The 25,088-nt window shown below is 51.9% G+C and carries 18 protein-coding genes; 6 read left to right on the forward strand and 12 right to left on the reverse strand.

The window, feature by feature from the left end:
• Positions 1-99: 99 nt before the first annotated feature.
• The 5 genes from IPI86_RS17300 to IPI86_RS17320 form a co-directional block, all read right to left on the reverse strand.
• A complete protein-coding gene (locus IPI86_RS17300) occupies positions 100-462 on the reverse strand; it encodes a nitroreductase family deazaflavin-dependent oxidoreductase (RefSeq protein ID WP_345299257.1) in 363 nt (120 codons plus the stop codon).
• A 14-nt stretch (positions 463-476) separates the two neighbouring features.
• Complete coding sequence (locus IPI86_RS17305; RefSeq protein WP_345299258.1) at positions 477-1,052, reverse strand: hypothetical protein; 576 nt, start codon at positions 1,050-1,052, stop codon at positions 477-479.
• A 193-nt stretch (positions 1,053-1,245) separates the two neighbouring features.
• The gene (locus IPI86_RS17310) at positions 1,246-2,454 is read right to left on the reverse strand and encodes an MFS transporter (protein ID WP_345299259.1); all 1,209 of its coding nucleotides are present in this window, start codon (positions 2,452-2,454) and stop codon (positions 1,246-1,248) included.
• A 102-nt stretch (positions 2,455-2,556) separates the two neighbouring features.
• A complete protein-coding gene (locus IPI86_RS17315; protein WP_345299260.1) occupies positions 2,557-3,009 on the reverse strand; it encodes a YqhA family protein in 453 nt (150 codons plus the stop codon).
• Between the two features lie 27 nt (positions 3,010-3,036).
• The gene (locus tag IPI86_RS17320; protein WP_345299261.1) at positions 3,037-3,867 is read right to left on the reverse strand and encodes an MBL fold metallo-hydrolase; all 831 of its coding nucleotides are present in this window, start codon (positions 3,865-3,867) and stop codon (positions 3,037-3,039) included.
• Positions 3,868-4,020: 153 nt separating this feature from the next.
• On the opposite strand from IPI86_RS17320, the gene IPI86_RS17325 reads away from it, so the two are divergent.
• From IPI86_RS17325 to IPI86_RS17340, 4 genes are all read left to right on the forward strand, one after another.
• Positions 4,021-5,703, forward strand: coding sequence for a transposase (locus IPI86_RS17325; RefSeq protein WP_345299262.1), 1,683 nt, complete (start codon positions 4,021-4,023; stop codon positions 5,701-5,703).
• A gap of 128 nt (positions 5,704-5,831) precedes the next feature.
• On the forward strand, positions 5,832-8,624 hold the full coding sequence (polA, locus tag IPI86_RS17330; protein WP_345299263.1) for a DNA polymerase I: 2,793 nt from the start codon (positions 5,832-5,834) through the stop codon (positions 8,622-8,624).
• Positions 8,625-8,714: 90 nt separating this feature from the next.
• Entirely contained in the window at positions 8,715-11,030 is a 2,316-nt protein-coding gene (locus IPI86_RS17335) for a tetratricopeptide repeat protein (RefSeq protein WP_345299264.1), read from the forward strand.
• A 151-nt stretch (positions 11,031-11,181) separates the two neighbouring features.
• Complete coding sequence (locus IPI86_RS17340; protein WP_345299265.1) at positions 11,182-12,210, forward strand: COX15/CtaA family protein; 1,029 nt, start codon at positions 11,182-11,184, stop codon at positions 12,208-12,210.
• Between the two features lie 63 nt (positions 12,211-12,273).
• Here IPI86_RS17340 and IPI86_RS17345 read toward each other — a convergent pair whose 3' ends face one another.
• The 7 genes from IPI86_RS17345 to IPI86_RS17375 form a co-directional block, all read right to left on the reverse strand.
• Positions 12,274-12,468, reverse strand: coding sequence for a hypothetical protein (locus tag IPI86_RS17345; RefSeq protein ID WP_345299266.1), 195 nt, complete (start codon positions 12,466-12,468; stop codon positions 12,274-12,276).
• Positions 12,465-13,469 (reverse strand): ABC transporter ATP-binding protein, encoded by a 1,005-nt coding sequence (locus tag IPI86_RS17350; RefSeq protein ID WP_345299553.1) that lies wholly within the window; start codon positions 13,467-13,469, stop codon positions 12,465-12,467. The genes IPI86_RS17345 and IPI86_RS17350 overlap by 4 nt, the downstream gene beginning before the upstream one ends.
• A gap of 51 nt (positions 13,470-13,520) precedes the next feature.
• Complete coding sequence (locus IPI86_RS17355) at positions 13,521-14,102, reverse strand: DinB family protein (protein WP_345299267.1); 582 nt, start codon at positions 14,100-14,102, stop codon at positions 13,521-13,523.
• A 44-nt stretch (positions 14,103-14,146) separates the two neighbouring features.
• Positions 14,147-15,109 (reverse strand): ABC transporter ATP-binding protein, encoded by a 963-nt coding sequence (locus tag IPI86_RS17360; protein WP_345299268.1) that lies wholly within the window; start codon positions 15,107-15,109, stop codon positions 14,147-14,149.
• Positions 15,106-16,443 carry an ABC transporter permease gene (locus IPI86_RS17365; RefSeq protein ID WP_345299269.1) on the reverse strand — a complete coding sequence of 446 codons (1,338 nt, stop codon included), beginning with the start codon at positions 16,441-16,443 and terminating at the stop codon, positions 15,106-15,108. Before IPI86_RS17365 ends, IPI86_RS17360 begins: the two co-directional genes overlap by 4 nt.
• A gap of 4 nt (positions 16,444-16,447) precedes the next feature.
• Positions 16,448-17,569 (reverse strand): ABC transporter permease, encoded by a 1,122-nt coding sequence (locus IPI86_RS17370; RefSeq protein WP_345299270.1) that lies wholly within the window; start codon positions 17,567-17,569, stop codon positions 16,448-16,450.
• 73 nt (positions 17,570-17,642) lie between these two features.
• Complete coding sequence (locus IPI86_RS17375; RefSeq protein WP_345299271.1) at positions 17,643-20,231, reverse strand: ABC transporter substrate-binding protein; 2,589 nt, start codon at positions 20,229-20,231, stop codon at positions 17,643-17,645.
• Between the two features lie 381 nt (positions 20,232-20,612).
• Here IPI86_RS17375 and IPI86_RS17380 point away from each other — a divergent pair, with 381 nt between their 5' ends.
• Complete coding sequence (locus tag IPI86_RS17380; protein WP_345299272.1) at positions 20,613-24,371, forward strand: two-component regulator propeller domain-containing protein; 3,759 nt, start codon at positions 20,613-20,615, stop codon at positions 24,369-24,371.
• The gene (locus IPI86_RS17385; RefSeq protein ID WP_345299273.1) at positions 24,368-25,039 is read left to right on the forward strand and encodes a response regulator transcription factor; all 672 of its coding nucleotides are present in this window, start codon (positions 24,368-24,370) and stop codon (positions 25,037-25,039) included. Before IPI86_RS17380 ends, IPI86_RS17385 begins: the two co-directional genes overlap by 4 nt.
• The last annotated feature ends 49 nt before the right edge of the window (positions 25,040-25,088 follow it).

Raw genomic sequence — 25,088 nt, forward strand, 5'->3', positions numbered from 1 at the left:
CTGGTTCTCCCCTCCCTAAATCTTGCATCGTCACGTATGTTTCTACCCAAATTACCCGATACCGATAAAGTCAATTTTACTCTCAGTATCCCTGGAAAATCAGGATACACCCACATCCACCCTCACCACCAACGCGGACTTGGCCCACTCGCTCGGACTTCTACCTTCCCACTCGTTGTACTTGATCGCCATCGCCATCCGCACAAGCGGCTCGGTCAGCTTGTCATCCAACAGACTCGCCACAGCGGGAAAGGTTTGCCCTGCGATTCGCACGGTGACATTCGGGTCTTTGAGCAAATTCCTCACCCAATCAGATTTGTCCATGCCGCCCGATAAAAGATAAAGCGAATTCTCATGCACGCAAAACCAGATCTCGATCTCATGTGGATCCCCCGTTTTACGTCCACGGGTGGTGAGGTAACAGTATTGTTCCTTTTCGAACTGGGAAAGGTCAATGGGCATATGTATACAGCCTCTTATATATCGTACTGTCCGATATTGATATCATCATTCGAGAGGAAGTACGTCTGCGCGGGGAGCAAAATATGCTGGCGCTTGCCTGCCGCGTAAACGGTGGTACAGCGTGAGCGCGGCAGGCGTTTGATCAACGCCGAATCATACAGCAAAATGGAACGGCTGGTGATCTTCTCGATCACCGTCCAGTGGTCGTGATAGCCCTGCAATCCCAGCACAATCGCGCGGCCCGGCGTTCCGTCCAAAAAGTTTTGCATGGACTTCCAAAAAGTGGTCAGGTCGGGATTGGGCACGCCCCGCCACCGAATCTCCGCGTTGGAAATACGCTTCTTGCCCACCACCTTTTTGAGGACCACCAGCATCTCGGTGTGGATGATGCCGCCGATCAAAAACTTGGTCAGCAAACCGCGGCGCGAAAGATAATGGATGAGGTCATCGAATAACTGCTGGGTCTCTTCATCAGAAGAATGGTTGATGATCCGCTCGGCATTGACAATGCTATAAAGTCCGCACAGCGAATCCAAACCGCCTTGTTGAAAGGGTGGGTATCCTATTCCAAGTCTTGTATAGTTCGTCATAAACATTAATCCTGAATCATGTAAGCAAAGTGCGACGCACCCATCAAATCATTAGACCTCTTGCATAAGTCACAATACAATTGTGTGAAAACCTTTTAAAAACCCGGGAACAGAAAAACAAAAAGAAAAAAAAAAAAAACCCCCCCCGCCCGGGCGCGCCGGGGGGAAATTAAAAAAAAAGGGGGGGGGGGGGCTATTTAATAACTCTCCACAACAAAATGCCAGCAACCAGGGCCAGCGCCGCGCCGAAAAGAAAAGGCGCCGAAGGGCCGAATCCTGCCCATTGACCGAGTCCCTGCCACAACAGTCCAGCAAGAAGCGAGGCGGGTAGAGCCGTGATCCCAATCGCCGCGTTGAACCATCCATAGGCCGCGCCGCGCTGTGCATCGGGAACCAGATCCGCAACGAAGGCTTTTGCCACACCCTCCGTCGCCGCATAATAAATTCCGTACAGGCCGAACAGCAACCAGATCTGCCAGCCCGCGCTCGCGAACGCAAATCCCAAATACACCAGCCCATACGCGATCCACCCGCCGATCATCAACTTCCGCCGCCCAATTTTATCGGACAGCGCGCCAAGCGGCCCCGAAAGAATCGTGTAGATCGCAGTAAAGGTCATCAACATAAAAAGGGTTTGCAGCACATTCAATCCGCGCTCCTGTGCGCGTAAAATAATAAAAGAGTCAGATGAATTTCCGAGCGTGAACAGGATCGTGATCAAAAGGAAATTTCTAAACCGCGGATCAACCTCCTTAAACGAAAGACGCTTCTTCTCCTCGCCTTTGCCTGCCCCAGCGACATCGACAGCGCCCACCCCGAGAACGATCACCGCCAACACCGCGGGAATGATACTCGCCAGCACCGCCATCTGAAACGCTTCGCGAGTGATCTGCAATGCGCCCTTCTGCGTCAGCCACACGATCCACGCCGCGATGGCAATCCCAAGAAAAGCGCCCGCCGTATCGCCTGCGCGATGCAGCCCGAAAGCCAGCCCGCGATTTTCCTTATCTGTGCTTGCAGCCACCAGCGCATCCCGCGGAGCCGTACGGATGCCCTTCCCCACGCGGTCTGAAAAGCGCACGCCCAATACCCATCCCCACGAATTCGCGAAATACAAAAAAGGTTTCGCGATCGTCGAAATGCCGTAGCCCAGCACCGCCAGCCATTTGCGTTGCCCCAGCTTATCCGAAAGCGAACCCGAATACACCTTCAGCAGGCTCGCTGTCGTTTCCGCCACCCCATCGATCAAACCGATGAACGCCATCCGCACACCGAGCACATTCGAAAGAAAAAGCGGAATCAAATACACGATCATCTCCGAGGAGATATCGGTGAGAAAGGAAGTGACCGTCACAATCCAAATATTTGGGTGCAACTTACGCAGTTTGCCTTGGGGCTTCATTTTTATCCTTTTGTCATTCGTCTATTGGTCATCACTCCCCCATCGATGTTTCGCCACGAAACACAACCTGCTCTCCGCTCTTATCCTTCATCATTCCAAAGCTCAATCCTTCTTCCCAAAATACCCGAATGCGATCAAAACCGCAGACATCACCGCTGTGGCAAGCCCAATCCGCAATAGATCGTTCGTATCTTTCACTTCCAGTAATTTCTGCAGGAACTTCACTCCCATTACCAGCACGATCATACTGCTGAGCTTCCCCTTCAATTCATACAGATTATGCGCCAGCATCCACTCTGGCAGCTCCAGCGGACCGATGAACAGCTCATACAAACTGACCGCAAAGATCAAAATGGCCGTTGCGATCAAAAAGCTGTCCACGATCTCGATGAACTCGATGGTAATGCCCGCGTCTTTGCCCGCAGATTCAAAAACAAGCATGACCGCGGCAACCGTCTTCAATGTCCCCCATGCAAAAGCAGCCACAGCCGCAACAAGCAGCGAAATCACGCCCACAATGGCGAGATATTTGGATTTCTCAAGAAGTGTCTTCATATCGTCAGAAAGAATTCCCAGTGAAAATTATTCGCCGTTCATCTGACGATACAAGGCGCGCAGGTTACGCCTGTGCAATGTCTCTGCCAGGCCGCCGAGGTACACGCGGCTCTTTCCGCATTCCTCGATCGTGATCGCATCCAGATATTCGTCCGCGTTCTTGCGCTTGCCAGCGGCTTTCACGAGCTTCTTGATGTTATTCAAGTAATTCATATTCTCTTTGACCGCCGCATCGATCTCACCGCGCAGGATGATATCGCCGTGGCCTTGGATGATATTCTCAAGTCCCATGCGCCCGATCCGCTTGACCGAGGCGATCATTTCGTCGATATCTCCATCCACAATATAAGGCAGGGACATGAAAGCATCGCCTGCAAAAAGCACGCGATCTTCCTCCACCAGAACCGAAATTCCGTCTTCGCTGTGGCCGAAGGACTGCGAGAACACCAGGTTTTTCTTCCCGACCCGCATTGTCAACTCACCCGAATCAAACGTCAGATGCGGGGGAATGATCTTCACCTGCCTCAAATTCGGATTCTGTTTACGCGCACCCTCCAGCGAAGGAATCCCGTGCTCGATCAACAATTCGCGGCATTTCGCGTGACCGATCACAGTAGCCCCGGGGAAGAAGCAGTTGCCCCAGGTGTGGTCGGCATGATAGTGGGTATTGATCACATAGCGCACCTGCACACCCAGTTCATGCTCGATGAATTCGCGCATGCCAAGCGTCTCCTCAGGCAACGCCAGTGTATCGATGACCACCGCCCACTGCGGCCCGACGATCACACCGGCTGTTACCTGAGCATACACTTCACTTTGAAACCAGAACACATTTTCCGAAACTCGTTCACGATGCATAAATCACCCTTGTATGAATATATTTTCATTATTAATAGCATACTCCAGCTTAAAATACAAGTTGAATAGACAACTTGAGGGATTTTCATTAATGTAAACACACCCAAAAAATTTGACTTGATTAGCCTTCTTATAAGTGATAAACTCTATGCAATGCCTGCGGATATTCTTGTAGTCACCTCTTCTTCACAACTCGGAGAGTCAGTCCGTCGCATCCTTGAAGAGACGGATCTTTATCGCATCCATGTTGTCAACAACAAGTCATCCGCCATTGTTCGCGCGGATGAGGTGGGTGCGCCTCTCTCCATGCTTGACCTCGCGCTTGGTGAAGGCGTGATCCGCGAGATCGGACATTCCCTTCGCACCATTCGCCCCGGCATCAACATCATCATCCTTTGCGATGAAAATGTCACCCCTCCCCCATTTGACGAATTGCGTCCCTGGATTCTTGTTCGGAAACCATTCAAGATGTCAAACTTTATGACCGCGATCAGTCAACCCCAACCTACCGCAACCACCACTACCGCCACACCAGCGGCCACGCCGCCGCAAAGTCCTGCAAATCCCACTTTGCCCTGGCTAAGTGACCCAACCCGTGCGGCGCAGCACCTCACCCGCCTGACCTTGGAATCTTCCGCGCAGGCGGCCTTGATTACCCGCAAAAGCGATCTGTGGGCGTATGCGGGCAGTCTCTCGCAAAGCGCGGCAAAGGAAGTGGCGCAAACCATCACCCGCAACTGGGATGGGCAAAAGGGATTCGACCTCCTGCGATTCATTCGGCTCGAAAGCACCAAGGCCGAGCACATGCTCTACGCCACCCGCCTCGCCGCCGATACCGTGCTTGCTCTTGTTTTCGACGCAGAAACTCCCTTCAGCACGATCCGCGCTCAGGCCAGTCAGCTTGTCACCAACCTTGATAACGAAGCCCTCGAACCTCAAAAACCCATCGCTCCTTTTGCATCTGAAAAACAAGCCGTTGAAGCAAATGCAGATACCGACGATGACGACGAACCGAATATCCCTCCCATTTCGGATATTCTCAACAATGTACCGGCACCGAATCCCGAACCCGCAACCACACGTGACTTCAACCTGCCACGCAAAAAAGAAGTATTCGACCCGAATCAGACGCGTGTCTCCGAATCGTTGTCGAACGCATCCGTTTTCAAACGCGAGGCGTCACCCTCCGTACATTACGGCAGTATCCCCGTCCTCAACAAGAAACCAGCCCCAATACCTGAAGTAAGTGCCCAACCCAAAAATCAAACCGTGCTCGACGAAGTCGATGTCACTGCTCCTTCTCGAATCAGACAACGACCCGAAACTCCGGTGGTCAAACCCGCCCCCGGCGAATTGGATGTCACCCGTGAAAGCCCCACCACCGAAGCCGCCCGCAAACTCGTGGTGGAACCGACAACCGCAGGCTTGTACCACCTGACCTATGCCTGTCTGCTCGTGCCGCGCTTTTCTGCCCACTACCTCACCGGCGACTTGGCCGACCAGGTTGGCGAATGGCTCCCCAATATCTGCATCGCCTTCGGCTGGCGTCTGGAATTCCTCTCGGTGCGTCCTGAATATTTGCAATGGGTGGTGAACGTACAACCCAACACATCCCCGGGCTATCTCATGCGCATCATGCGCCAGCAAACCTCGGAAAAGATATTCACCGATTTCACCCGCTTGAAGAGGGAAAATCCCTCGGGCGATTTCTGGGCTCCTGGTTACCTCATCATGGGAGGCACGCAGCCTCATCCGCAGCAATTGGTCCGCGACTATATCCGTCAGACCCGCCAGCGCCAGGGACAGGAAATCCCCTCCGAGCCGCGACGCAAGTAAATTTATCAAAACATAAATAAAAGCGCAGAGTATAATCACCTCTGCGCTTTTATTTTTCACATCACACAGCGACATCCATGTCGCTTTTGAAAACCTGCCCAGTCACCCCACACAAAAAGAGAATCCCAATGCCCCCTACCTTTTATCTAATTGACGGACACGCTCTCGCATATCGCATGTACTTCGCCCTTACTGCGGGCGGAGGCAGTCAACGCTGGCAAAATTCCAAAGGCGAACCCACTGCTGGCGTTTATGGTTTTGCGCGTGAATTGGTGCGCGTGCTCGAACAGGAAAAGCCCGAATATCTCGCCGTTGCATTTGACGTGGGCAAAACCTTCCGTGACGACATCTTCCCCGAGTACAAGGGTACGCGCGAAAAAATGCCCGATGACCTGCGTCCGCAGCTTGACCGCATCCGCGAAATGGTGGATGCCTTCAACATTCCGCGCCTCGAAATGGACGGCTACGAAGCGGACGACGTCCTCGGCAGCGTTGCCCGTATCGCCGTCGAAAAAGGACTCGGGGTGAAAATCATCACGGGTGACAGAGACCTGCTTCAGTTGGTCAATGAACGCACCGCTGTTTACCTCGCAGGCGATGATCAGACTTATGTCACAGACGCGGATGTCATCAAAAAATTGGGCGTACGCCCGAATCAGGTGGTGGATTACAAAGCCATCGTCGGCGATACATCCGATAACATTCCTGGTGTAAAAGGTGTGGGTGAAAAGACCGCGATCTCATTGCTCGAAAAATTCGGCACGCTTGATGCGATCTACGCCAATCTCGATCAGGTCGAAAATCGTTGGAAGGGAAAATTCGAAGCCAGCAAAGAGTCGGCGTATATGAGTTACAAACTCGCGTTGATCGAAGTGAATCTCAAGATCGATTTAAATCTCGATCATGCTGCCGTCAAACCATTTGATCCAACCTTACTCGAAGCCTTCTTCAAGGAAATGGAATTCAAGACCCTGCTTTCCAAGGTTCCCGCGATCAGCGGACACGCCTCTGCAACCGAAGTTGCGGTTACACCGAGAAAGGGCAAAGCGGGCGAACAAATTCCCATGTTCGTGAATGCGCCCGTGATTGTTTCCACTCCATCGAAGATCGATGTGACAGTTGTTGATTCGGACGAAAAACTCAACGCGTTGAAAAAAGAACTGGCAAAGGCGAAGGTCATTTCCTTCGACACTGAAACAACTTCCACCGAAGAAACGACCGCGGAACTTGTCGGCATTTCGCTTGCCATCAAAGAAGGTCAGGGTTATTACATCCCCGTTGGTCACGTGACTGGCGATAATCTGCCCGTTGACAAAGTGATCGCCGCGCTCACACCTTCGATGACCGATGCGAAGATCGGCAAAGTGGCACACAACGCAAAATATGATTACATCATGCTCGCGCGTTACGGACTGACCATTTCCCCGCTCACCTTCGATACGATGCTGGCTGAATTCATCGTTGACCCGTCATCGCGCAACCTAGGTTTGAAGAATTTATCTGAATACCGCCTCGGCGAAGAGATGACCCACATCGAAGAACTGATCGGCAAAGGCAAGAAGCAGATCAGCATGGCCGAAGTTGCAATTGAAACCGCCGCAAATTATGCCGCCGCCGATGCAGAGACCACACTGCGCCTCATGCCCATCATGCAAAAGGAATTGGAACGCGTCAACGGCACGAAACTGCTTGCCGAAATTGACATGCCGCTCACGCCCGTGCTTGCCGATATGGAAATGACAGGCGCGTTGATCGACACGAAATTCTTCGCCGAAATGTCACAGGAATTGGCGAAGCGTCTGGCGGAGATCGAGAAGCAGGTCTTTGACCTGGCAGGCAAGACTTTCAATTTGAATTCTCCGCAGCAATTATCGGATGTGCTCTTCAATCACCTGCGCCTCGAACCACCCGATAAAAGCCGCAAAACAACAACTGGCTTTTACTCCACCTCGGCAGATGTGCTTGATGCCATGCGCGGAAAACACCCCGCGTTGGATTTCATTCTCGAGCACCGTGAACTCTCCAAATTAAAATCCACTTACGTGGATGCGCTGCCTGCCGCAATGGATCCGAACACAGGCCGCGTGCATACCTCTTATAGCCAGATCGGCGCGGTGACGGGACGCCTGTCATCGAATAACCCAAACCTGCAAAACATCCCCATCCGCACTGAAACGGGACGCCGCGTGCGCAACGGTTTCATCGCCGATAAAGGCAATGTACTGCTCTCCGTCGATTATTCGCAGATCGAATTACGCATTGTGGCGCACATGGCCAAAGATGAAGCCATGCTCAAAGCCTTCCGCGCGGGAGAAGACATCCACTCAACTACCGCCGCCGCGATTCACGATATTGAATTGAGCGCCGTCACAAAAGATATGCGCCGTCACGCAAAGGCCATCAACTTTGGGTTGATCTACGGCATGTCGGCATTCGGCCTCACCCGTTCCACCGATCTGACACTGGCCGAGGCCGAGGATTTTGTCAAAGCCTATTTCACAAAATTCCCCGGCGTGAAAAAATATCTTGATGGCATGCGTCGTCAGGCCGCAGAGATCGGCTATGTGGAAACCTTGTTGGGACGAAAACGCTACTTCCCCGCTTTGCAGGGCAAGATCAACATGCAATTGAAGAACCGTGAAGAACGCGAAGCCATCAACGCACCCATTCAAGGCACAGCCGCAGATATCATGAAACTCGCCATGCTGAAAATCCCCCCCGCTTTACAGGCGGCGGGGTTGAAAGGCAAAATGCTCCTGCAGGTGCACGATGAACTCGTGCTCGAATGCCCGAAAAAGGAAGTGGAAAAGACCGCGAAGGTCGTGCAGGAAACCATGACCAATGCCTACCCGATGAGCATTCCCCTCGAAACAGAAGCAAGAGCGGGCGTGAGTTGGGGCGAAATGACGGTACTAAAGTAGGCCGTGCCGTCGCTTCATCCAGCCCACATAGACGGTTATAATTACGTGATAATTTGTCATCAATCGCAAATGCGAAAGTAGAATACACATATGCCTGGACGAGAAGATATCTTCCAAAAAGCAATGAATGACGGCCACTCAGCGGCCTGGGATCAGGAATGGGACAAAGCCTGCGCCGCGTATCGTCGCGCCTTGGAAGAGTTTCCTGACCACCCGAAAGCCATGAACAGCCTGGGGCTGGCCCTTTATCAACTCGGTAATTTCGAGGAAGCCCTGCAGATCTATATGAGCGTGGTCAGGCTTTCGCCAGACGACCCCATCCCTATGGAAAAAGTCTCGCAGCTTTCCGAACGCACCGGCGATCTGAAAACTGCCGTGGATGCGGCCATGCGCGCAGGCGACCTCTTCCTCCAACAACGCGACACCGAAAAGGCACTCGAAAATTGGGTGCGAGTCACCAACGTCAACCCCGAAAACGCCGTTGCCCATTCACGTCTTGCGCAAGTGCATGAAAGACTCGGCCATGTTCAACAGGCCGTCATCGAATACCTTGCCATTGCCAGCATCGTTCAACGCGCGGGCAACGCCGAAAAAACACAAGAGATGGTCAGCAAAGCCCTCTCGCTTTTGCCCAACAGCCCAGAAGCAAAACAGGCGCAGACCTCATTGAAGATGGGACAATTGCTCCCGAAGCCCATGCGCGGAAAAGGCGGGACGGGTCCCATCCGCATGGCGCTGGTCAAACAATTGCAGAAACCCACTGCTTCACAAAGCACCTCAGGGCTGGACCCTATTGCTGAGGCGCGCCAAAAATCATTGACTCAGCTGGCAGAGCTTCTCTTCGAATTTTCCGACGATAATCCATCCGCGCAGGAAAAACGCGGCCTCTCCGCCATCATGAAAGGCACAGGCGGACTCTCGCTGCAACAATCCGAACAAACCAAAGCTGTTCTGCACCTCGGCCTCGCCATCGATGCGCAGACCAAAGGCAACGAATCGCAAGCCGCAGAAGAATTGGAAGGCGCGCTCGAAGCAGGCTTCAAACACGCGTCGCTTTATTTTTCACTTGGCCTGCTGCGTTACAAAGGCAATCGCCTCGAAAGCGCCCAGCGCTTTTTACAGAACTCCGTCAAACACAACGATTACGCGCTCGGCACACGCCTGCTGCTCGGTCAACTGCTGGTCAAGAAATCCCTTTACGACGAAGCTGCACTGGAATATCTTGAAGCATTGAAACTCGCAGACTCGATCACCGTGCCAGCCGAAAAGGCCGATGAAGTCAGCCAGCAATACGAACCCCTGATCGAAGCCCACCAAAGCCAGAAGGATGAAAACATCCTGCGCAAAGTGTGCGAGAACATCAACGGCCTTTTGATGCGCCCCGACTGGCGCGAACAACTTCACAAAACGCGCGATCAAATGCCCAAGCAGGAAGGCGAAATGATCGCCCCGCTGGCCGATGTGATCCTCGAAGCGCAATCCAGCTCGGTGCTTGAATCGATGAATCGCATCAATCAGCTGGCGCGTATTGGCAGCCTTCGCTCCGCGATGGACGAAGCCTACCATGCCGTTCAGTACGCCCCCACCTATCTTCCCCTCCATGCATTGATGGGCGACCTGCTCGTTCAGGAAAACCGCGATGCAGACGCGATCGCAAAATACAGCATCGTGGCACACGTCTACAGCGTGCGCGGCGAAGTGATGCAAGCCACCAAACTGCTGCGAAGGATCATTCAACTTGCGCCGATGGATCTTGGCTCACGCAATCGCCTCATTGACCAGCTCGTCGCACGCGGACAAACCGATGAAGCGGTTCGCGAATATCTCGAACTGGCCGCCATTCATTACCGTCTCGCCGAACTCGATCTGGCGCGTAAAACCTACACCACCGCGCTCAGGCTCGTACAACAAGGCAATGCCAATCGCGATTGGAACGCGCATATCATGCAGCGCATGGCCGATATCGATCTACAGCGCCTCGATTGGAAACAAGCCCTGCGCATTTACGAACAACTCCGCAGCATCACCCCCGATGACGAATCCACCCGCAGGCAGTTGGTTGAGCTCAACCTGCGCATGGCCCAGCCAGACAAAGCCATGGGCGAGCTTGAAAATTACATCACCTATCTCGAAGGCCAGGGCAAGAACGACCTCGCCATCAGCTTTATTGAAGAGGTCATGCAGGAACATCCAGACCAACCGATTCTCAAACGCGCACTCGCCGCGCGCCTTCACTACGCAGGCCGCACCGACGAAGCCATTGCCATTTTGGATGTCCTCGGTGAAAACCTCATGCAGACCGGCGACAAGCATGGCGCACAGGAAGTGATCAACCAGATCATCCTGATGAACCCGCCCAATGTATCTGACTATCGACAACTGCTCATTCAGATGCAAAGCAGCTAAAATGAAAAAATCCCCGCCCGATCAAAACGGCGGGGATTTTTTTCGACTCATCATTTAACTTTTGGCCTGATTCTGTCCATTGGGGAGAGTCTCAGCTTGTACATTCTCACATGCTATAATCCGTGCGATTTCAAAAACGGAGAAACTCAATATGCTAAAAACCCAAAACACCGCCGTGATGAAATGGCTGTATGTCTTTGCCTTCGTCGTGGCTTTTCTCGTCGTCTTCGGGGGATTTGTACGCCTCACCCGCTCTGGCCTTTCCATCGTGGAGTGGAATCCGATCAGCGGCGCCATGCCGCCCAGCGGTCAGCAAGCCTGGGAAGAGGAATTCGCCAAGTATCAGGAAACACCCGAATATAAACTCATCAACACCGGCATGACCCTGCCCGAATACAAATTCATTTTCTACATGGAATGGATCCATCGCAACATTGCACGCCTTGCAGGGCTGTTCTATGCATTCCCCGTGTTTTACTTCCTCTTCAAAAAGACGATTCCCTTCAAGGAGTTTGGCATCTATTTTGTGATGGGCATCCTCTTCATCTCTCAAGCCGTCGCAGGCTGGATCATGGTCGCCAGCGGATTGGACCAACGCCCAGCCGTCAGCCATTTGAATTTGACCCTTCATTTGCTTCTCGCGCTCACATTATTCAGCCTCGCCCTGTGGACCGCGTTTGGACACAAATACGGATTCCACGATACAAGCAAAAAAGTGACCTGGTCGCTTCCTTCCAAACTCGCCGCGTTCTCTTTTGTCATCCTTATCATTCAAGTTTCGTACGGCGGATTTACGGCTGGCCTCAAAGCGGGGCACGTTTCAGATACCTGGCCGTTGATGCTTGGCAAATTAATTCCACCCAACTTGTTCAACTCGTGGATCAACATCTTTGAATCCCCACAGACCATCGTCTTCATTCATCGCTGGTTCGCATGGCTGGGATTGATTCTTGTGCCGCTGGTATATTACATCGTAAAAAAACAAAATTACCCCGCCGATATCCAAAACGGGCTCAAATGGTTGATCGGTGTGGTGGCGCTCCAGATCACACTCGGCGTGCTTACCATCCTGTCCTACGTCAATATCGTCATTGCACTGATCCATCAAGCCAATGCCATTGTGCTCGTCGGCCTTGCGGTTTTCTTCATTCACAGGTTCAGGGCAGTGGACAGGAAGTAGAAAGTGAAAAGTAAAAAAGCGATGGCAGGCACAACTGTCATCGCTTTTTTTAACGACCTAATATCACTCGCGACGGCGGGCAGCCATGAAGGTAGCGCCGATCATGCCGAGCGCAAGTCCGATCACAGACGAAGCCCATGAAAAGAAATTAACAAAGAACGTGGACTCGATCACGTGAATGACCATCGAAAAGGGCAGGGCAATGCCCAGGAGCATCAGAAACAGGCCGAGGCCAAGAAGGAAGCGCGGAGATTTCATTGCGGTTGATACAGCCAGCAGGCCACAAAATGTTCGGGCTCAGGTTCAAAATCCACAGGTTCCTTTTCATCGCATAAACCTGCAATGGCCCTCGCACAACGCGGATGGAAACGACAACCCTTCGGCGGGTTCACCAGACTCGGCGGTTCACCAGGCGGCACCTCCTTGTACGAATCTGCGTTGCGGGCATCAGGGTCAGACGTCGCTGCAAGCAAGGCCATGGTATATGGGTGCAGCGGATTATCGAGCAGGCGGCGTGTATCGGCTTTTTCGATCAAGTTGCCCGCGTACATCACAAAAATACGCGAGGAAAAATATTTCACTGTGGAAAGATCATGGGTGATGTAAATGACCGAAAGCCGATGTTGTTCCTGCAAAGCCTTCATCAACTTCAAGATCTCAACACGCACCGACGCATCAAGCATCGACACAGGTTCATCGGCCACGATCATTTTCGGCCCAAGGATCATGGCGCGCGCAATGACAATGCGCTGCTGTTGGCCGCCGCTTAACATATGCGGGAATTTCTGCAAGAAATCATCGGCGGGATACATTTTCACTTCATCCATCGCCTTGCGAATGCGGTCAAGCCGTTCGCCTTTATCCTTCACGCCGCTGATAATGAGCGGCTCTTCCAGAATTTGTTGAATGGTCATAAAAGGCGGCAGCGCGCCATACGGATCCTGCTGCACATAACCAACTTCAAAACGGTATTCGCGCAGAAGATTGCCTTTCAGCGCGGCCAGATTGACGCCGTCAAAAATGACTTCTCCGCTGGTTGGGATATTCAGCCCAAGGATCGTCTTCATCAAGCTGGATTTGCCGCAGCCACTCTCGCCGACAATGGCTACGGTTTCACCTTCGGCAAGGTCAAAGCTGACACCATCCACCGCCTTGACGTAACCAGCATGGCCGAACCCAAAGCGGCGCAGTTCATACCATACATGCAGATCACGAATGGATAGCAAGGTTTCCTTCGGTTCCTCGAAATTAACTGTCATCTTGTTCACCTTTCGTAATTCAGTGATCACATCTGTATTCATGGATATCCGTCACTTTCTATTTTCTGTTGCAGAACCAAAGCCTGTTTGCAGGCCCTTCAAACATTCCATCATGCCGAGGTGGCGGCAATCGTGAGTTAGAAAAACCAGCAGGTTCAAGCGAATATTCTGCAGTTTCTTTTTCAACTCTTCATCCACATTCTCAAAATCTGGATAACGTTGATCGAGCCGTTCAACGAATTCTTCAACTGCATCATAAGAACGCTGCAGGTAATCCATCAATTCATCCTTGCGTGGAATGGGCAGGGTCTCAACGGCCTCATCACTCAAACCCGTGCCAACCGTCGCATTCAAACCAGTGGGGAAGCCCCACTTCTGAGCGAGGCTTTCTTTCACCCAAATTTCCACGGGGCTGCCAAACTCAGGAACAAGCTGGGGCGTCCGTTCCAAAATGATCGCCTTGAGATAATCTGACTCGCGCGCCAGATGCCAAAGATGGAATCCAATGGATGTGCTGTATCCGCGCGGACGCCAATGAAGCTGGTCGTCTTCAAGTCTGGAAGCAAAATCGAGGACAACGCTGTGAATATCCTTGAACATGTAAAGAACATCATAAAGAGCCTGTGGCGACATATTTGTCCTTTTTATTTATGTGAGAATGCGTCGCACCGAGATTGCTATTCATGCAGCCAGCACTTGACCTTCCGATTTCCTTTTTGGAAAACAGGAGGTTCCTCGCTGCATTTCTCAAAGCGATACGGACAGCGCGACGCAAACCGACAGCCTTTTGGCGGGTTCATCAAACTCGGCGGCTGCCCCGTGATGAACATCGGGTCTGAATCCGTGCGCAAGCGCGGGACACTTGCCATCAACATTTGCGAGTATGGATGCAGCGGTGCAGGGAAAAAATCCCTGGCATCGCCTGTTTCCACGATCTGGCCCGCGTACATGATGGCAACCTCATCGGCAAGCTCGCTGGAGGTGGCGATATCATGCGTGATCAAAATGAAAGATGTCCCAAGCTCATGCTTGATGCGTTTGAGGACATTCATGATGTTCGCCTGCGTGAGAAGGTCCAACGCCGAAGTCGGTTCATCCAGAACGATGAGGCTGGGTGAGGTCACGAGAGCCATCGCCAGCGCCACACGTTGGCGCATCCCGCCGCTCAATTCAAATGGATAACGTTCCACAAAATCAGCAGGGACGCCCACATGCTGGAACATCTTGTAAACAAGCACATAGGCCTCGGCCTTGCTTAATCCCAAATGCACCATGGCGGGTTCAGCAACCTGGTCACCCACTTTCAAAACGGGATTAAGCGAATTCATGGCGGCCTGCGGCACAAGCGACATCCCTACCCAACGCACATTTTGGCGGTATTCCTCGTTATCGAGGGTCATTACATCCGTACCTTGTAAAAAGACTTTGCCGGAATATTTATCTACATTGCGCGGCAGGAGGCGTAACAATGCCTTCGAAAGCGACGTCTTCCCGCAGCCCGATTCGCCGAGAATAACCACGGCACGGTTGGAATCCAGATCAAAATCCACACCGTCCACGGCTTGCACGCTTCCGCCTGCAGTTTTGAAATGCAAGACAAGGTTCTCGATATGAAGAAGTTTTTCAGGTACGGTGTTCATACATCCCTCAACTTTGGATTGAATACACGATCAAGCGCAAAACCGAGGAAAGCGAACGCAAGCCCCGTGATCATCAGCAACATGGCTGGCTCCAACACCCAGTAGTAATAACCTTTGTAAAGCGCGCCATTGGAATTGGCGTCCTGAATGATCTTGCCCCACGTGGGCAGTACAGGATCGCCCAACCCGATCACCGCAAGTGACGCCTCCAAAAACACGAACGCAGGCACAGATTGGACAAGGCTCGGAATCAACAACGGGATCATGCGCGGGATTAGGTACAGGAAAATAATGCGCGGGCTGCTGGCTCCATACGCCTTGGCTGCCTCGATATACATCGATTCTTTCACTTGAATAAAAATGGCACGATACGCTTTGATCGATCCTGTAAAAATGCTCAATATAATCGTCGCGCCAAGGATGACCCAGATGCTGCGTGAATAGAACGTACCGATCATAATGAGCAGTGCATAGAACGGAAGCACCAGATTCACCTCCGTAATGCGCTGGATCAATTCATCCACCCAGCCTGTGTACCAGGCACCAACTGCCGCAATGATCATCGTTAAGATCGAAGTTCCCATCGAAGCGATCAACCCGAAGGCCAATGCCACGGGGACTCCCCACAACAATGGCAGAACCAGATCACGGCGGGCATGATCCGTGCCTGCCCATCCAAAGACCTGACCATGCGAAACAAATTCCACACTCAAATCCGAATCAGGTTCGAAGGTCGTTCCCTGAATGATCAGTGTGTATTTGCCCTTTAATGGCTGATTACTATCAGGCAGGGAAAACAATGCGGGAATGACCTCTTCCGTGCGCAATTTGGTACGCAGCTTTTCATCCTGTGAGAAGCGATAGGTAAATTCATTCCCGACAGAGAAATTGCCAATGCGGATCGTTCTATTATCCGGTGTAAGCAGTTCGACGGAAACGAACGGCTGCTTTTCATTGTAGGCCGCCTTCAGATACAGGATCAATTCCTGCGGATACACGTCGTACGAATAATCGAACTCGTAGGACATATCAATCGTTGAAACACCTTCGCTGCCGGGCGTCACTGTTTTTGTCACCTGCCCGTCCGTTGTGTTGACGGCGAACGATTCCGAATATTTCTGGTTGGAAAAATAATTGATCCAGGCCGGGGCGGCAAAGCGCGGATTCTGATACCAGACCTCTTCCCCGCCGCGCCACAAACGGATCGCTTCGGAGTAGGGAATCGTGATCATGGCATAGGCAGCCACAACGATCAGGGCCAGCACCACAAAGATACCCGCAACAGCCGATGGGTACTGAAATAATTTCGATAATGAACTTCGTAAATTGTTCATAGACTCAGCCGCCTATCTTCACCCTTGGGTCAACAAGGGCGTATACAAAATCGAGCAGGAAAACGGTCATGGCAAGCATATAAGCGAAGATGATGGATGAGCCGACAATTATGGGCGTATCGTATTGGCCGATCGCCTGAAAAAGCGTGCGTCCCAGGCCTGGCCAGAGAAATACGGTTTCGGTAAACAATGCACCCGTCCACAGGGTAATGATGAGCAGCGAAAAATTCGTGATGATGGTTGGCAGTGTGGGCCTGAGGATGTAAGTCCGTTCGATATCGCGGGCAGGCAGGCCTTTGGCTTTTGCCATATCCACATAATCTTCGCTGGAATAAATGAGGAAGAAGGTGCGATAGTTGTAAACGCTCAAAAAGAACGAGCTCAGAATCAGCGAAAGGCACGGCAGGGTCAGGTGCTTCAAAACGCTCATCGAATAATCAAAAGTATTGAGCGGCGGCGGAGAATCTACCATGCCGCCAAAGGGAAGGATCTTTAAAGCAGCAGAAAAGATCAAGATCAGGAAGATGCCGTAAAACCACGGCGGCACCGCCGAAGTTGGAGAAAGCGCGATCACCAGCTTGTCCCAAAAACTTCCATACTTGCGTGAAAGTGAAAGGGCAATAAAGATGCTCGAAAAGAACAGGAATAATTGCGAAGTGCCCATCAATAACAGGGTGGCAGGCAATCTTTCAAGAAGGATCAGGCGCACCTGTTTTGAACCGCTATCGCTGGTCAGGTTGATCGCGCGGCCAAGATCCAACTGCAAGGCATTCGACAGATAACGGAAATTACGCACGGCAATGGGCGTATTCAATCCACGGCGTTTTTCCTCGAGGGCGATCTGGTCTTCAATTAACTTTTTTCGCAGCTCAGGTTCCATTTGCAGTGCGTTCGGGTTGTTGGCAACCCTCTGCGTCACCGTATCGCGGATCTGGCCCTTGATGATCTGATCTACAAAACCGCCCATGTTGGCGATCAGGATCGTCAGATAGATTCCGATCACAACAGTGACGAACAGGGTCAGTAAACGTTTTACTGAAAAACGCAGCACGCGCAACACAGAGCTATTGGCGATCGATTTTTTGACTGTCAATTTCTCCACAGGGACTTGAGCAGTAACAGACATGGCAACCTCCACAATCGGTTTCTCAGGGCGGAGCAAGCTGCCCCGCCCTGAGTATTGAAATTACAAGCCGAGTTTATTTGACGACAACAAAATCAAATGAAGTGAAGGAAGGAATCGCCACAGGGATCGGGACGACGGCCACTTCAAGTTTCGCTGAACCAGTTTGCAGTTTGGATGTAGCGTCCGCATCCAACGTGACCTGGTACTGACCCTCGCCAAGAGCCTCAGCCTCACCGACAGCAACGACCGCGCCAGTGGTATCGTAGAGGATGTACTTCACGAGTTTGATATCCGCATTGGCATAGGCGGTGTCACCAAAGTTGACGATGACATCGAAGATCGCTTCCTGACCTGCGGTAACTTGTCCGGGGCCATCGAGGACGGTGCTCGCCAGTTTGGGTTCGCTGAAGTTAGCCCAACGATCAGAGGTATCGGCGAAATCAGGATTGTTCTTGAGAACAAGGGATTTCTCAGTGGTGAAGACCTGATCGAGATAATACGGGCCTGTACCAACCCAGAAGTGTCCATGCTCGTCGTACCAATTCTTCATGTTCGTGTAACGTTCTGAGGCTTCATCTGCAGTAAGGAACTGACTCATGGTGGGTTCGTACGGGATCAAGCTTTCTGATTGAGCCTGTTCCATATACTTCGCGAGGATCTCAAGGCTCGGTCCACCCACCCAGCTCATCTGCTCGATCTGGGCCACATCGGCTTTATCGGAGGAGTAGGCAAGCTCACCCGCAGCTTCAGCCAGATTCGAAACAGCCAGGATCTGCCAGCTGTTCTCACCGGAAAGCCCAAACGGAGAATTCGGCCAGAGGGTGAGGATATTCAATTCCGCGTCCGCATTGTAGGAATCTGAGTAAGCTTCGATGGTCAGCGGGTCGGTCGAAACGATGCGATAGCCTTTGAAGGAGGGCAGGAAGCCCGCGAGGCCAGGCACTGCGGCTTCGTCATATATGGCACTTTCGGGCTTGGCACGATCGAAGAAGATGATCATCGCCATTACAAAGTCAGCGGCGGAAATCGAACTGCCATCATGCCATTTCACGGTGTCATAGAGGTCGGCGGGGAAAGTGACAACACTCTTAACCTTGGCGGTGGTGCCATCGGGGAATTTCTCGCCAGCGGTGATGAACTTCTGGCTTGCGGCATCCCAATCCACCCAGGCATCTTCGGGGACATCGATCTGGTCGACGGCTTCAACACTCAACCAGTCGAGATTGTGCGTGATCGGCAGACCCTTTTGATAGGTCAAAGAAGCGCTTTCGATCCGCTGCGGCCAGGCAAGGCCGGTATATGGATCGCCCATGATGCCGCCGGTTCCGGTAATGTTATCGTTGCCTTGAGTTGTGGCGCGCATGACGTTGGAATCCCAGACCCAGTTACTACCGCCAATGGTATTCCACGGCTGGGTGAAGAGATCGTTCGTGCCAATCTTCATGGTTCCACCCTCTTGATCCTTGAAGCGCAGGTTGTAGTTACCCATAAAGGTTGATTCGTATCCTGCCGCAAGATCATAGGTCACGGAAACATTGTCATTGAAAGGTGCGTATGTTTGCTGGTCGATCACGAACACAAAGAGTGAATCTTCCAGAGAAAGGGCAAGCGCTTCCGCCATCATGGCATCGCGTTCCTCTTTCGTTGAGAAATTGCCTAGGGCCAGATCATCACCAAGTTTCTGGAATTCAGGGTCGGAAACATTGGAAAGGAAAGGCTCGGCAGCTTGAACACTTGTGTTCAGGTAATATTGCTGGAAATTAGCGCGTTCATCGCGGGTAAGGCCCGAGGGCAGATAACCAGCAGTATATAAATTCCACTGTCCATCCGCGGCATCCGTGCCCTGCCAGATCGGGAAGGCTTCGGAGGAGGTTTTGTACTGACGGTCAACGGTGAAACCAATGGCTTCCAACTGATTGGAGACATAATCTCCCATCGGCTGACGTGTACCATCCCCATCAGAGCGGATCAGGAATGCCAGAGTTACAGGCGCGCCGTTGTACTGCCATTTGCCATCGGCGCCGAGTTCGGCTCCCATTCCAGTCATTTCAGCGCTAATGACTTCATTCGCTTGATCGAGGTTATAGGCATATTTGGTTTCCAAAGCGCGTGCGGTTTCCACGAGGTTGGTGTATTCAACCAGTTGGGTGGTGATCGAAAACAGCTTCGGCAATGAGCCTCCGCCGTAGATCTCCTGGTTGATGTAGTTACGGTCGACCAACCAGTTCATCGCTTCGCGGATCTTGCGATTCGAAAATGGATTCAACACAGCGGTATCGTTGAACACGGCGGGGTTCATGCTGATGGCATAGCTTCCACCGAATGATTGTGTGTATCCCAGCCCGGCTTCCTTGATCGCTGGGAATGCATCCGAGGCAAGGGCGAAGGAATAAAAATCGATCGTCCCAGCCTGTAATTGCGAGATCGCGGAATCAGCCGCGACTACGGAAAAATCGATCTCATCCAACCAGCCGCCGCGGCGAGTTGTAGCGGCAGGTGCAGGCTCTTCAGTCGCGGCCATCGGGGGCTCGGTTGCAGCAGCGGGCGCATCGGTTGGCGCAGGCTCTTCCACTGCTTCTGTGGCGGCAGGCGCGCAGGCAGCCAGAATCATGCTAAATACCACGAGCAGACTGAACAGCATGTATAATTTTTTCGGTTTCATTCTCTTATCTCCTTGTTTTTGATTTTGAAAAAATGAAGGCACAGACAATGGAAGATCTACAACCAACCACCTCCTTTGTTTCTATTCGGTAGATATAATGGGAGGCGGAGTTCAGTGCGTAATGCTGAAATCCGCCTCGCCTGTCAAAGTGCGGTATGCTTTCGTGAGGAGAAGGCTGCCCGCTAAACGTTGACATCATCATACGAATTCCCGACCGAACTGTCATGCACCTGAGTAAGTATCTTTGCCAATACACCTGAACGGTTTACCCACCATGCTCTCCCCATTGTTTTGCACTTCCCCATGGATAAAAAAACCCCTCCTGAGGAGGGTATCCAAATGGGGTGGGCAGACACAAACTGCATATAATTGACTTTAATCATGCGAAAATACCTCGCCCCCGTCTTTTTTTTTCTAGCCCTGCTGACCAACTCCTGCGGCGCGGCGACCCCTACCCTAAAACCGCCTCCACCCGTCGCGTTCTCTGCGTCTCAAAGCGGTCAGAATGTGGCGCGGGATAATCGGTCAAGAGCATCCTACAGCCAAAACATCCGCTTCGAACATTTCAGTCTTGAAGAAGGGTTGTCTCAGAGCACGGCTACTGTCATCTTTCAAGACAGTAAGGGCTTTTTATGGATCGGCACAGAAGATGGGCTGAACCGATACGATGGCTACAATTTCAAGATTTACAAACCCAATACTGACGATCCAAACAGCCTAACAGACCGCTGGATCACAGCCCTTGCGGAAGATCCAAAGGGGAATTTATGGGTGGGCACACGTCTGGGCGGCCTGAACCGCTACGATCCCAAAACAGGGAAATTCACTCATCTTCTTTACAGCAGCACAAATAGTGAAGGTATCAGCCATAACAACATTACCGCGCTCAGCGCTGATAAAGATGGGATCTGGATCGGAACCAAGAACGGGCTCGACTACCTGGACTATGATTCGCAAAAGATCGAACATTATCGAGCATCCTCCATAAACCCCAACAGCCTGAGCGGCAACTGGATCAGCGCCATCATTCAGGATGCCAATGGGAATTTATGGGTTGGGACACAAGACGCAGGACTGAACTTCTACGACAAAGCCAAGAACGCCTTTTTTGTATTCAAACACAGCGATGATGTATTTACCAGTATTAGCAATAACCGCATCACGAGCATTCTTATCGACAAGCAGGGCGTGTTGTGGGTAGGCACGGCAAACGGATTGAATACTTCAGAATCATCAGGCCGCTATTTCACACACTTCTCCAATTTCCCGGATGATTCAGACAGCCTAAGCGGCAGCATTATTTATGCCATATACCAGGATCGCTCTCTTGGAATCTGGATCGGCACCAACAATGGGCTAAACCGCTACGATCCTCAACGACAGGGGTTTGTCCGCCATAACCATCAGCCAACTACACCCAATAGTCTGGCAAACGATACGGTTGTCTCGATCTTTGAAGACAGCAGTAACGTTCTATGGGTTGGTACGGATGGCGGTGGTCTGAGCAAATACAACCGCCAGCAGGACCACTTCGCCTACTATCGCGCAAATCCAGATGACCCCGCCAGCTTAAGCGGCAATTTCATCATGCCCATCATTCTCGGAGAAAACGGCACAGCATGGGTTGGAGCATACGGCACCGGGCTAAATCGGCTCAATGCCATTTCAAATCAATTCAGGCGATATGTGCACGATCCAAACAACCCCAATTCGATCAGCACCAACGAGATCATCTCGTTGAAACTGGATAGCAGCGGAAATCTCTGGATCGGCACCACCATCGGATTGGACCGTCTCGATCCAGACACCGGACTGTTCACTCATTTCGTCCCCGACATTACCAACCCGGAAAGCCTCTCGGCCGCTCCCGTCAACGTGATCTATGAAGACCATTCCAACACGATATGGGTTGGAACCAGTCGAGGCCTCGATCAATTCGATCCGCAATCACAGGTCTTCATCAAATATGATACGGAAGATAACGACCCGAACAGTTTCGATGACAATCAGATCACAAGCATTCTCGAAGATGAAAACCTGAATTTTTGGATAGGCACCTTCGATGATGGAGTTAAGCTTTTCAATCCGAGCAATGGCGAGATCATCAGTTACACCAACAACCCGGATAATCCCACAAGCCTCGGCAGCAATGCCGTGTTATGCCTGCACATCGACCATGCAGGCACCTTGTGGATCGGCACCGCTGGCGGGGGATTGAATCGCTACGAGCCGGAGACCGATTCATTTACACGCTTCACCGAAAAAGACGGACTGCCCAATGATGTCATTTACGGCATTCTCGAAGACAGGGATGGCTATCTCTGGGCAAGCACCAATTTCGGGATCACGCGCTTCGACCCCAACACGAACACCTTTCGCAACTTTACAGCCAGCGACGGCCTGCAAAGCAATGAGTTCCACCAAAATGCCTTCGCGATCGACCAAAAAGGGAACCTATATTTCGGCGGAATCAATGGCTTCAATGTCTTTTCACCGGATGCGATTGACAGCGATACGGTTGCGCCAAAGATCGTGTTGACCTCGCTCACACGAGATCGAGTGCCGATTTCAGGCCTGACCCCGGCCGAAAGCCTGCAGGAGATCACCCTGCAATGGCCGCAAAACTCTTTCGAATTCGAATTCGCCGCGCTTGCATTTGAACAGCCGTCAAAAAACCAATATGCCTATACGTTGGAAAATTTCGAATCCAACTGGAATATGATCGGGACTCAGCGCAATGGAAGATATACCAACCTACCTGGCGGCACATACACACTACGTTTGCTCGGCTCAAACAGCGACGGTGTCTGGAATGAAGAGGGTGTATCCATCAAAGTCACCGTCATTCCACCATTCTGGGTAACATTGTGGTTCCGAAGCTCGCTTCTGGTTTTTCTTGTGGCAGTCGTTGCCGTTGGCTATCGATGGCGTGTAAAAAGTATTGAAGGACGCAACCGTGAATTGGAACGCCTCGTGCAAAGGCGCACCGGCGACCTTGAGAAACGCACGCGAGAGATCGAAGCCCTGTATCAGGCCGATGAAAGAATTCTGAGGAATGTAACGCTCATCCAGGTCTTCCAAACATTGGTGGATGTATCCGTATCCATGCTCAAAGCAGACCGAAGCGTGGTCTTTATATGGAGTGAAGAGAAGAACAAGATCGTGCCGCGTGTCAGTCATGGATTTCGGCCCGAAACGCTGTATGCCCTCAACTTCGACCAGGGAGAAGGCCTGGTAGGGCAAACCATGAAGACCGGCGAAACCCTGATCGTCATGGATGTAAAACTCAGCGCCTTGCGCGGCGACATTCAAACTGTCATTCGCAACGAAGGTATTCAATCCTTCGCACACTTCCCCATTGTCGTGGACGGCAACGTGATCGCCATTTTCAATGTGGCATACACGCGTCCCAATGCATTCAATGATGATACGATTCGCCTGTTCACTTCACTGGTCAATCGCGCCGCGCTTTCCATTGCAAACATGCAGCTTTTCGAACAGACCAAGGACCTGGCGGTAATGGAGGAACGCAACCGCCTCGCCCGGGACCTGCATGACAGTGCCAAACAAAAAGCATTTGCGGCACTCGCACAGTTAGGCACTGCCAACGGCATTTTGAAGACCAAGCCGAATGACGTCAAAGTTCATTTAACTGAAGCGGAGACGCTCGTTTTCGAGGTGATCCAGGAGTTGACCTTCCTGATCCAGGAAATCTACCCGATCGCATTGCAGGAAAAGGGATTACCCACCACGTTAAGAGAATACATCTTCGAATGGGAAAACCGCAACGATACGGAAGTCAAGCTGGTCATTCGCAATGAGCGGCCACTCCCTCTGGAGATCGAACAAGCCGTGTATCGCATCATTCAGGAGGCACTGGCGAATGTAGCCCGCCACAGCAAGGCCAAACGGGCAGACGTTTCCCTGGTTTATAATTCCGATTCACTCCAGATCATGGTTGCCGACGACGGTTACGGCTTCGACATGAACCAGAGAGCAAAAGGCATGGGCTTCCGATCCATGCGCGAACGCATCAGCAGCGTTCGAGGTACCATTCAGATTCAAAGCGCGCCCGGACAAGGGACGCGACTTATCGCCCAATTGCCCATCAAAACCCAGGGCAAGGAGACATCAATATGAAACATCACCGCACAAGTATATTAATTGCAGACGACCATGAAGTGGTTCGCAATGGGATTCGCTCCTATCTTGAAACACTTCCTGATTTCCAGGTGGTAGGCGAGGCATCTTCCGGAGAGGAGGCGCTTGGCATGGTCGCTGAATTGATTCCCGATATCGTCCTGCTTGACCTGATCATGCCGGGCATGGACGGCATCGAAACCACACGCCGCATCAAACAGACCAGTCCACGCACACAGGTCGTCGTCCTTACTTCGTACCATGAAGATGTGCATATTTTCCCTGCACTAAAAGCTGGCGCGATCGCTTATATTTTGAAAGACATGAAAATGGAAAAGTTGTCGGAAGTTTTGCACCGCGCGGTACAGGGCGAAGTGACCCTGCACCCGCGTGTGGCTGCTCGCGTTCTGCAAAACATCCGCGGTGAAAACGGAGAGGAACAACCTCTATTCACAGATCTAACCGACCGCGAAACAGACGTCTTGAAATTGATCGCCAACGGACTGACCAACAGCCAGATCGCTGAAAAACTCGTCATCAGCGAAAACACGGTCAAGGGACATGTGAGCAATATCTTGAGCAAACTACATCTCGCAGATCGTACAAAGCTGGCTGTTTACGCATGGCAGCAGGGCATTGTCAATAGAGACAGCACGGCACGCGAGTAAATGCAGAGAATCAAAAAGGACACGGTCCATGAGACCGTGTCCTTTTTAT

The sequence above is a fragment of the Candidatus Villigracilis affinis genome (genome assembly GCF_016705895.1).
Classification (GTDB): domain Bacteria; phylum Chloroflexota; class Anaerolineae; order Anaerolineales; family Villigracilaceae; genus Villigracilis; species Villigracilis affinis.

Excerpts from the sequence above, each read along its gene's own strand:
- IPI86_RS17310 (WP_345299259.1), bottom strand. The coding sequence starts at position 2,454 with ATGAAGCCCCAAGGCAAACTGCGTAAGTTGCACCCAAATATTTGGATT.
- IPI86_RS17345 (WP_345299266.1), bottom strand. The coding sequence starts at position 12,468 with ATGAAATCTCCGCGCTTCCTTCTTGGCCTCGGCCTGTTTCTGATGCTC.
- IPI86_RS17380 (WP_345299272.1), top strand. The coding sequence starts at position 20,613 with ATGCGAAAATACCTCGCCCCCGTCTTTTTTTTTCTAGCCCTGCTGACC.
- IPI86_RS17385 (WP_345299273.1), top strand. The coding sequence starts at position 24,368 with ATGAAACATCACCGCACAAGTATATTAATTGCAGACGACCATGAAGTG.
- IPI86_RS17365 (WP_345299269.1), bottom strand. The coding sequence starts at position 16,443 with ATGAACAATTTACGAAGTTCATTATCGAAATTATTTCAGTACCCATCG.
- IPI86_RS17350 (WP_345299553.1), bottom strand. The coding sequence starts at position 13,469 with ATGACAGTTAATTTCGAGGAACCGAAGGAAACCTTGCTATCCATTCGT.
- IPI86_RS17315 (WP_345299260.1), bottom strand. The coding sequence starts at position 3,009 with ATGAAGACACTTCTTGAGAAATCCAAATATCTCGCCATTGTGGGCGTG.
- IPI86_RS17325 (WP_345299262.1), top strand. The coding sequence starts at position 4,021 with ATGCCTGCGGATATTCTTGTAGTCACCTCTTCTTCACAACTCGGAGAG.
- IPI86_RS17375 (WP_345299271.1), bottom strand. The coding sequence starts at position 20,231 with ATGAAACCGAAAAAATTATACATGCTGTTCAGTCTGCTCGTGGTATTT.
- IPI86_RS17340 (WP_345299265.1), top strand. The coding sequence starts at position 11,182 with ATGCTAAAAACCCAAAACACCGCCGTGATGAAATGGCTGTATGTCTTT.
- IPI86_RS17300 (WP_345299257.1), bottom strand. The coding sequence starts at position 462 with ATGCCCATTGACCTTTCCCAGTTCGAAAAGGAACAATACTGTTACCTC.
- IPI86_RS17355 (WP_345299267.1), bottom strand. The coding sequence starts at position 14,102 with ATGTCGCCACAGGCTCTTTATGATGTTCTTTACATGTTCAAGGATATT.
- IPI86_RS17370 (WP_345299270.1), bottom strand. The coding sequence starts at position 17,569 with ATGTCTGTTACTGCTCAAGTCCCTGTGGAGAAATTGACAGTCAAAAAA.
- IPI86_RS17305 (WP_345299258.1), bottom strand. The coding sequence starts at position 1,052 with ATGACGAACTATACAAGACTTGGAATAGGATACCCACCCTTTCAACAA.
- IPI86_RS17335 (WP_345299264.1), top strand. The coding sequence starts at position 8,715 with ATGCCTGGACGAGAAGATATCTTCCAAAAAGCAATGAATGACGGCCAC.
- IPI86_RS17320 (WP_345299261.1), bottom strand. The coding sequence starts at position 3,867 with ATGCATCGTGAACGAGTTTCGGAAAATGTGTTCTGGTTTCAAAGTGAA.
- polA (WP_345299263.1), top strand. The coding sequence starts at position 5,832 with ATGCCCCCTACCTTTTATCTAATTGACGGACACGCTCTCGCATATCGC.
- IPI86_RS17360 (WP_345299268.1), bottom strand. The coding sequence starts at position 15,109 with ATGAACACCGTACCTGAAAAACTTCTTCATATCGAGAACCTTGTCTTG.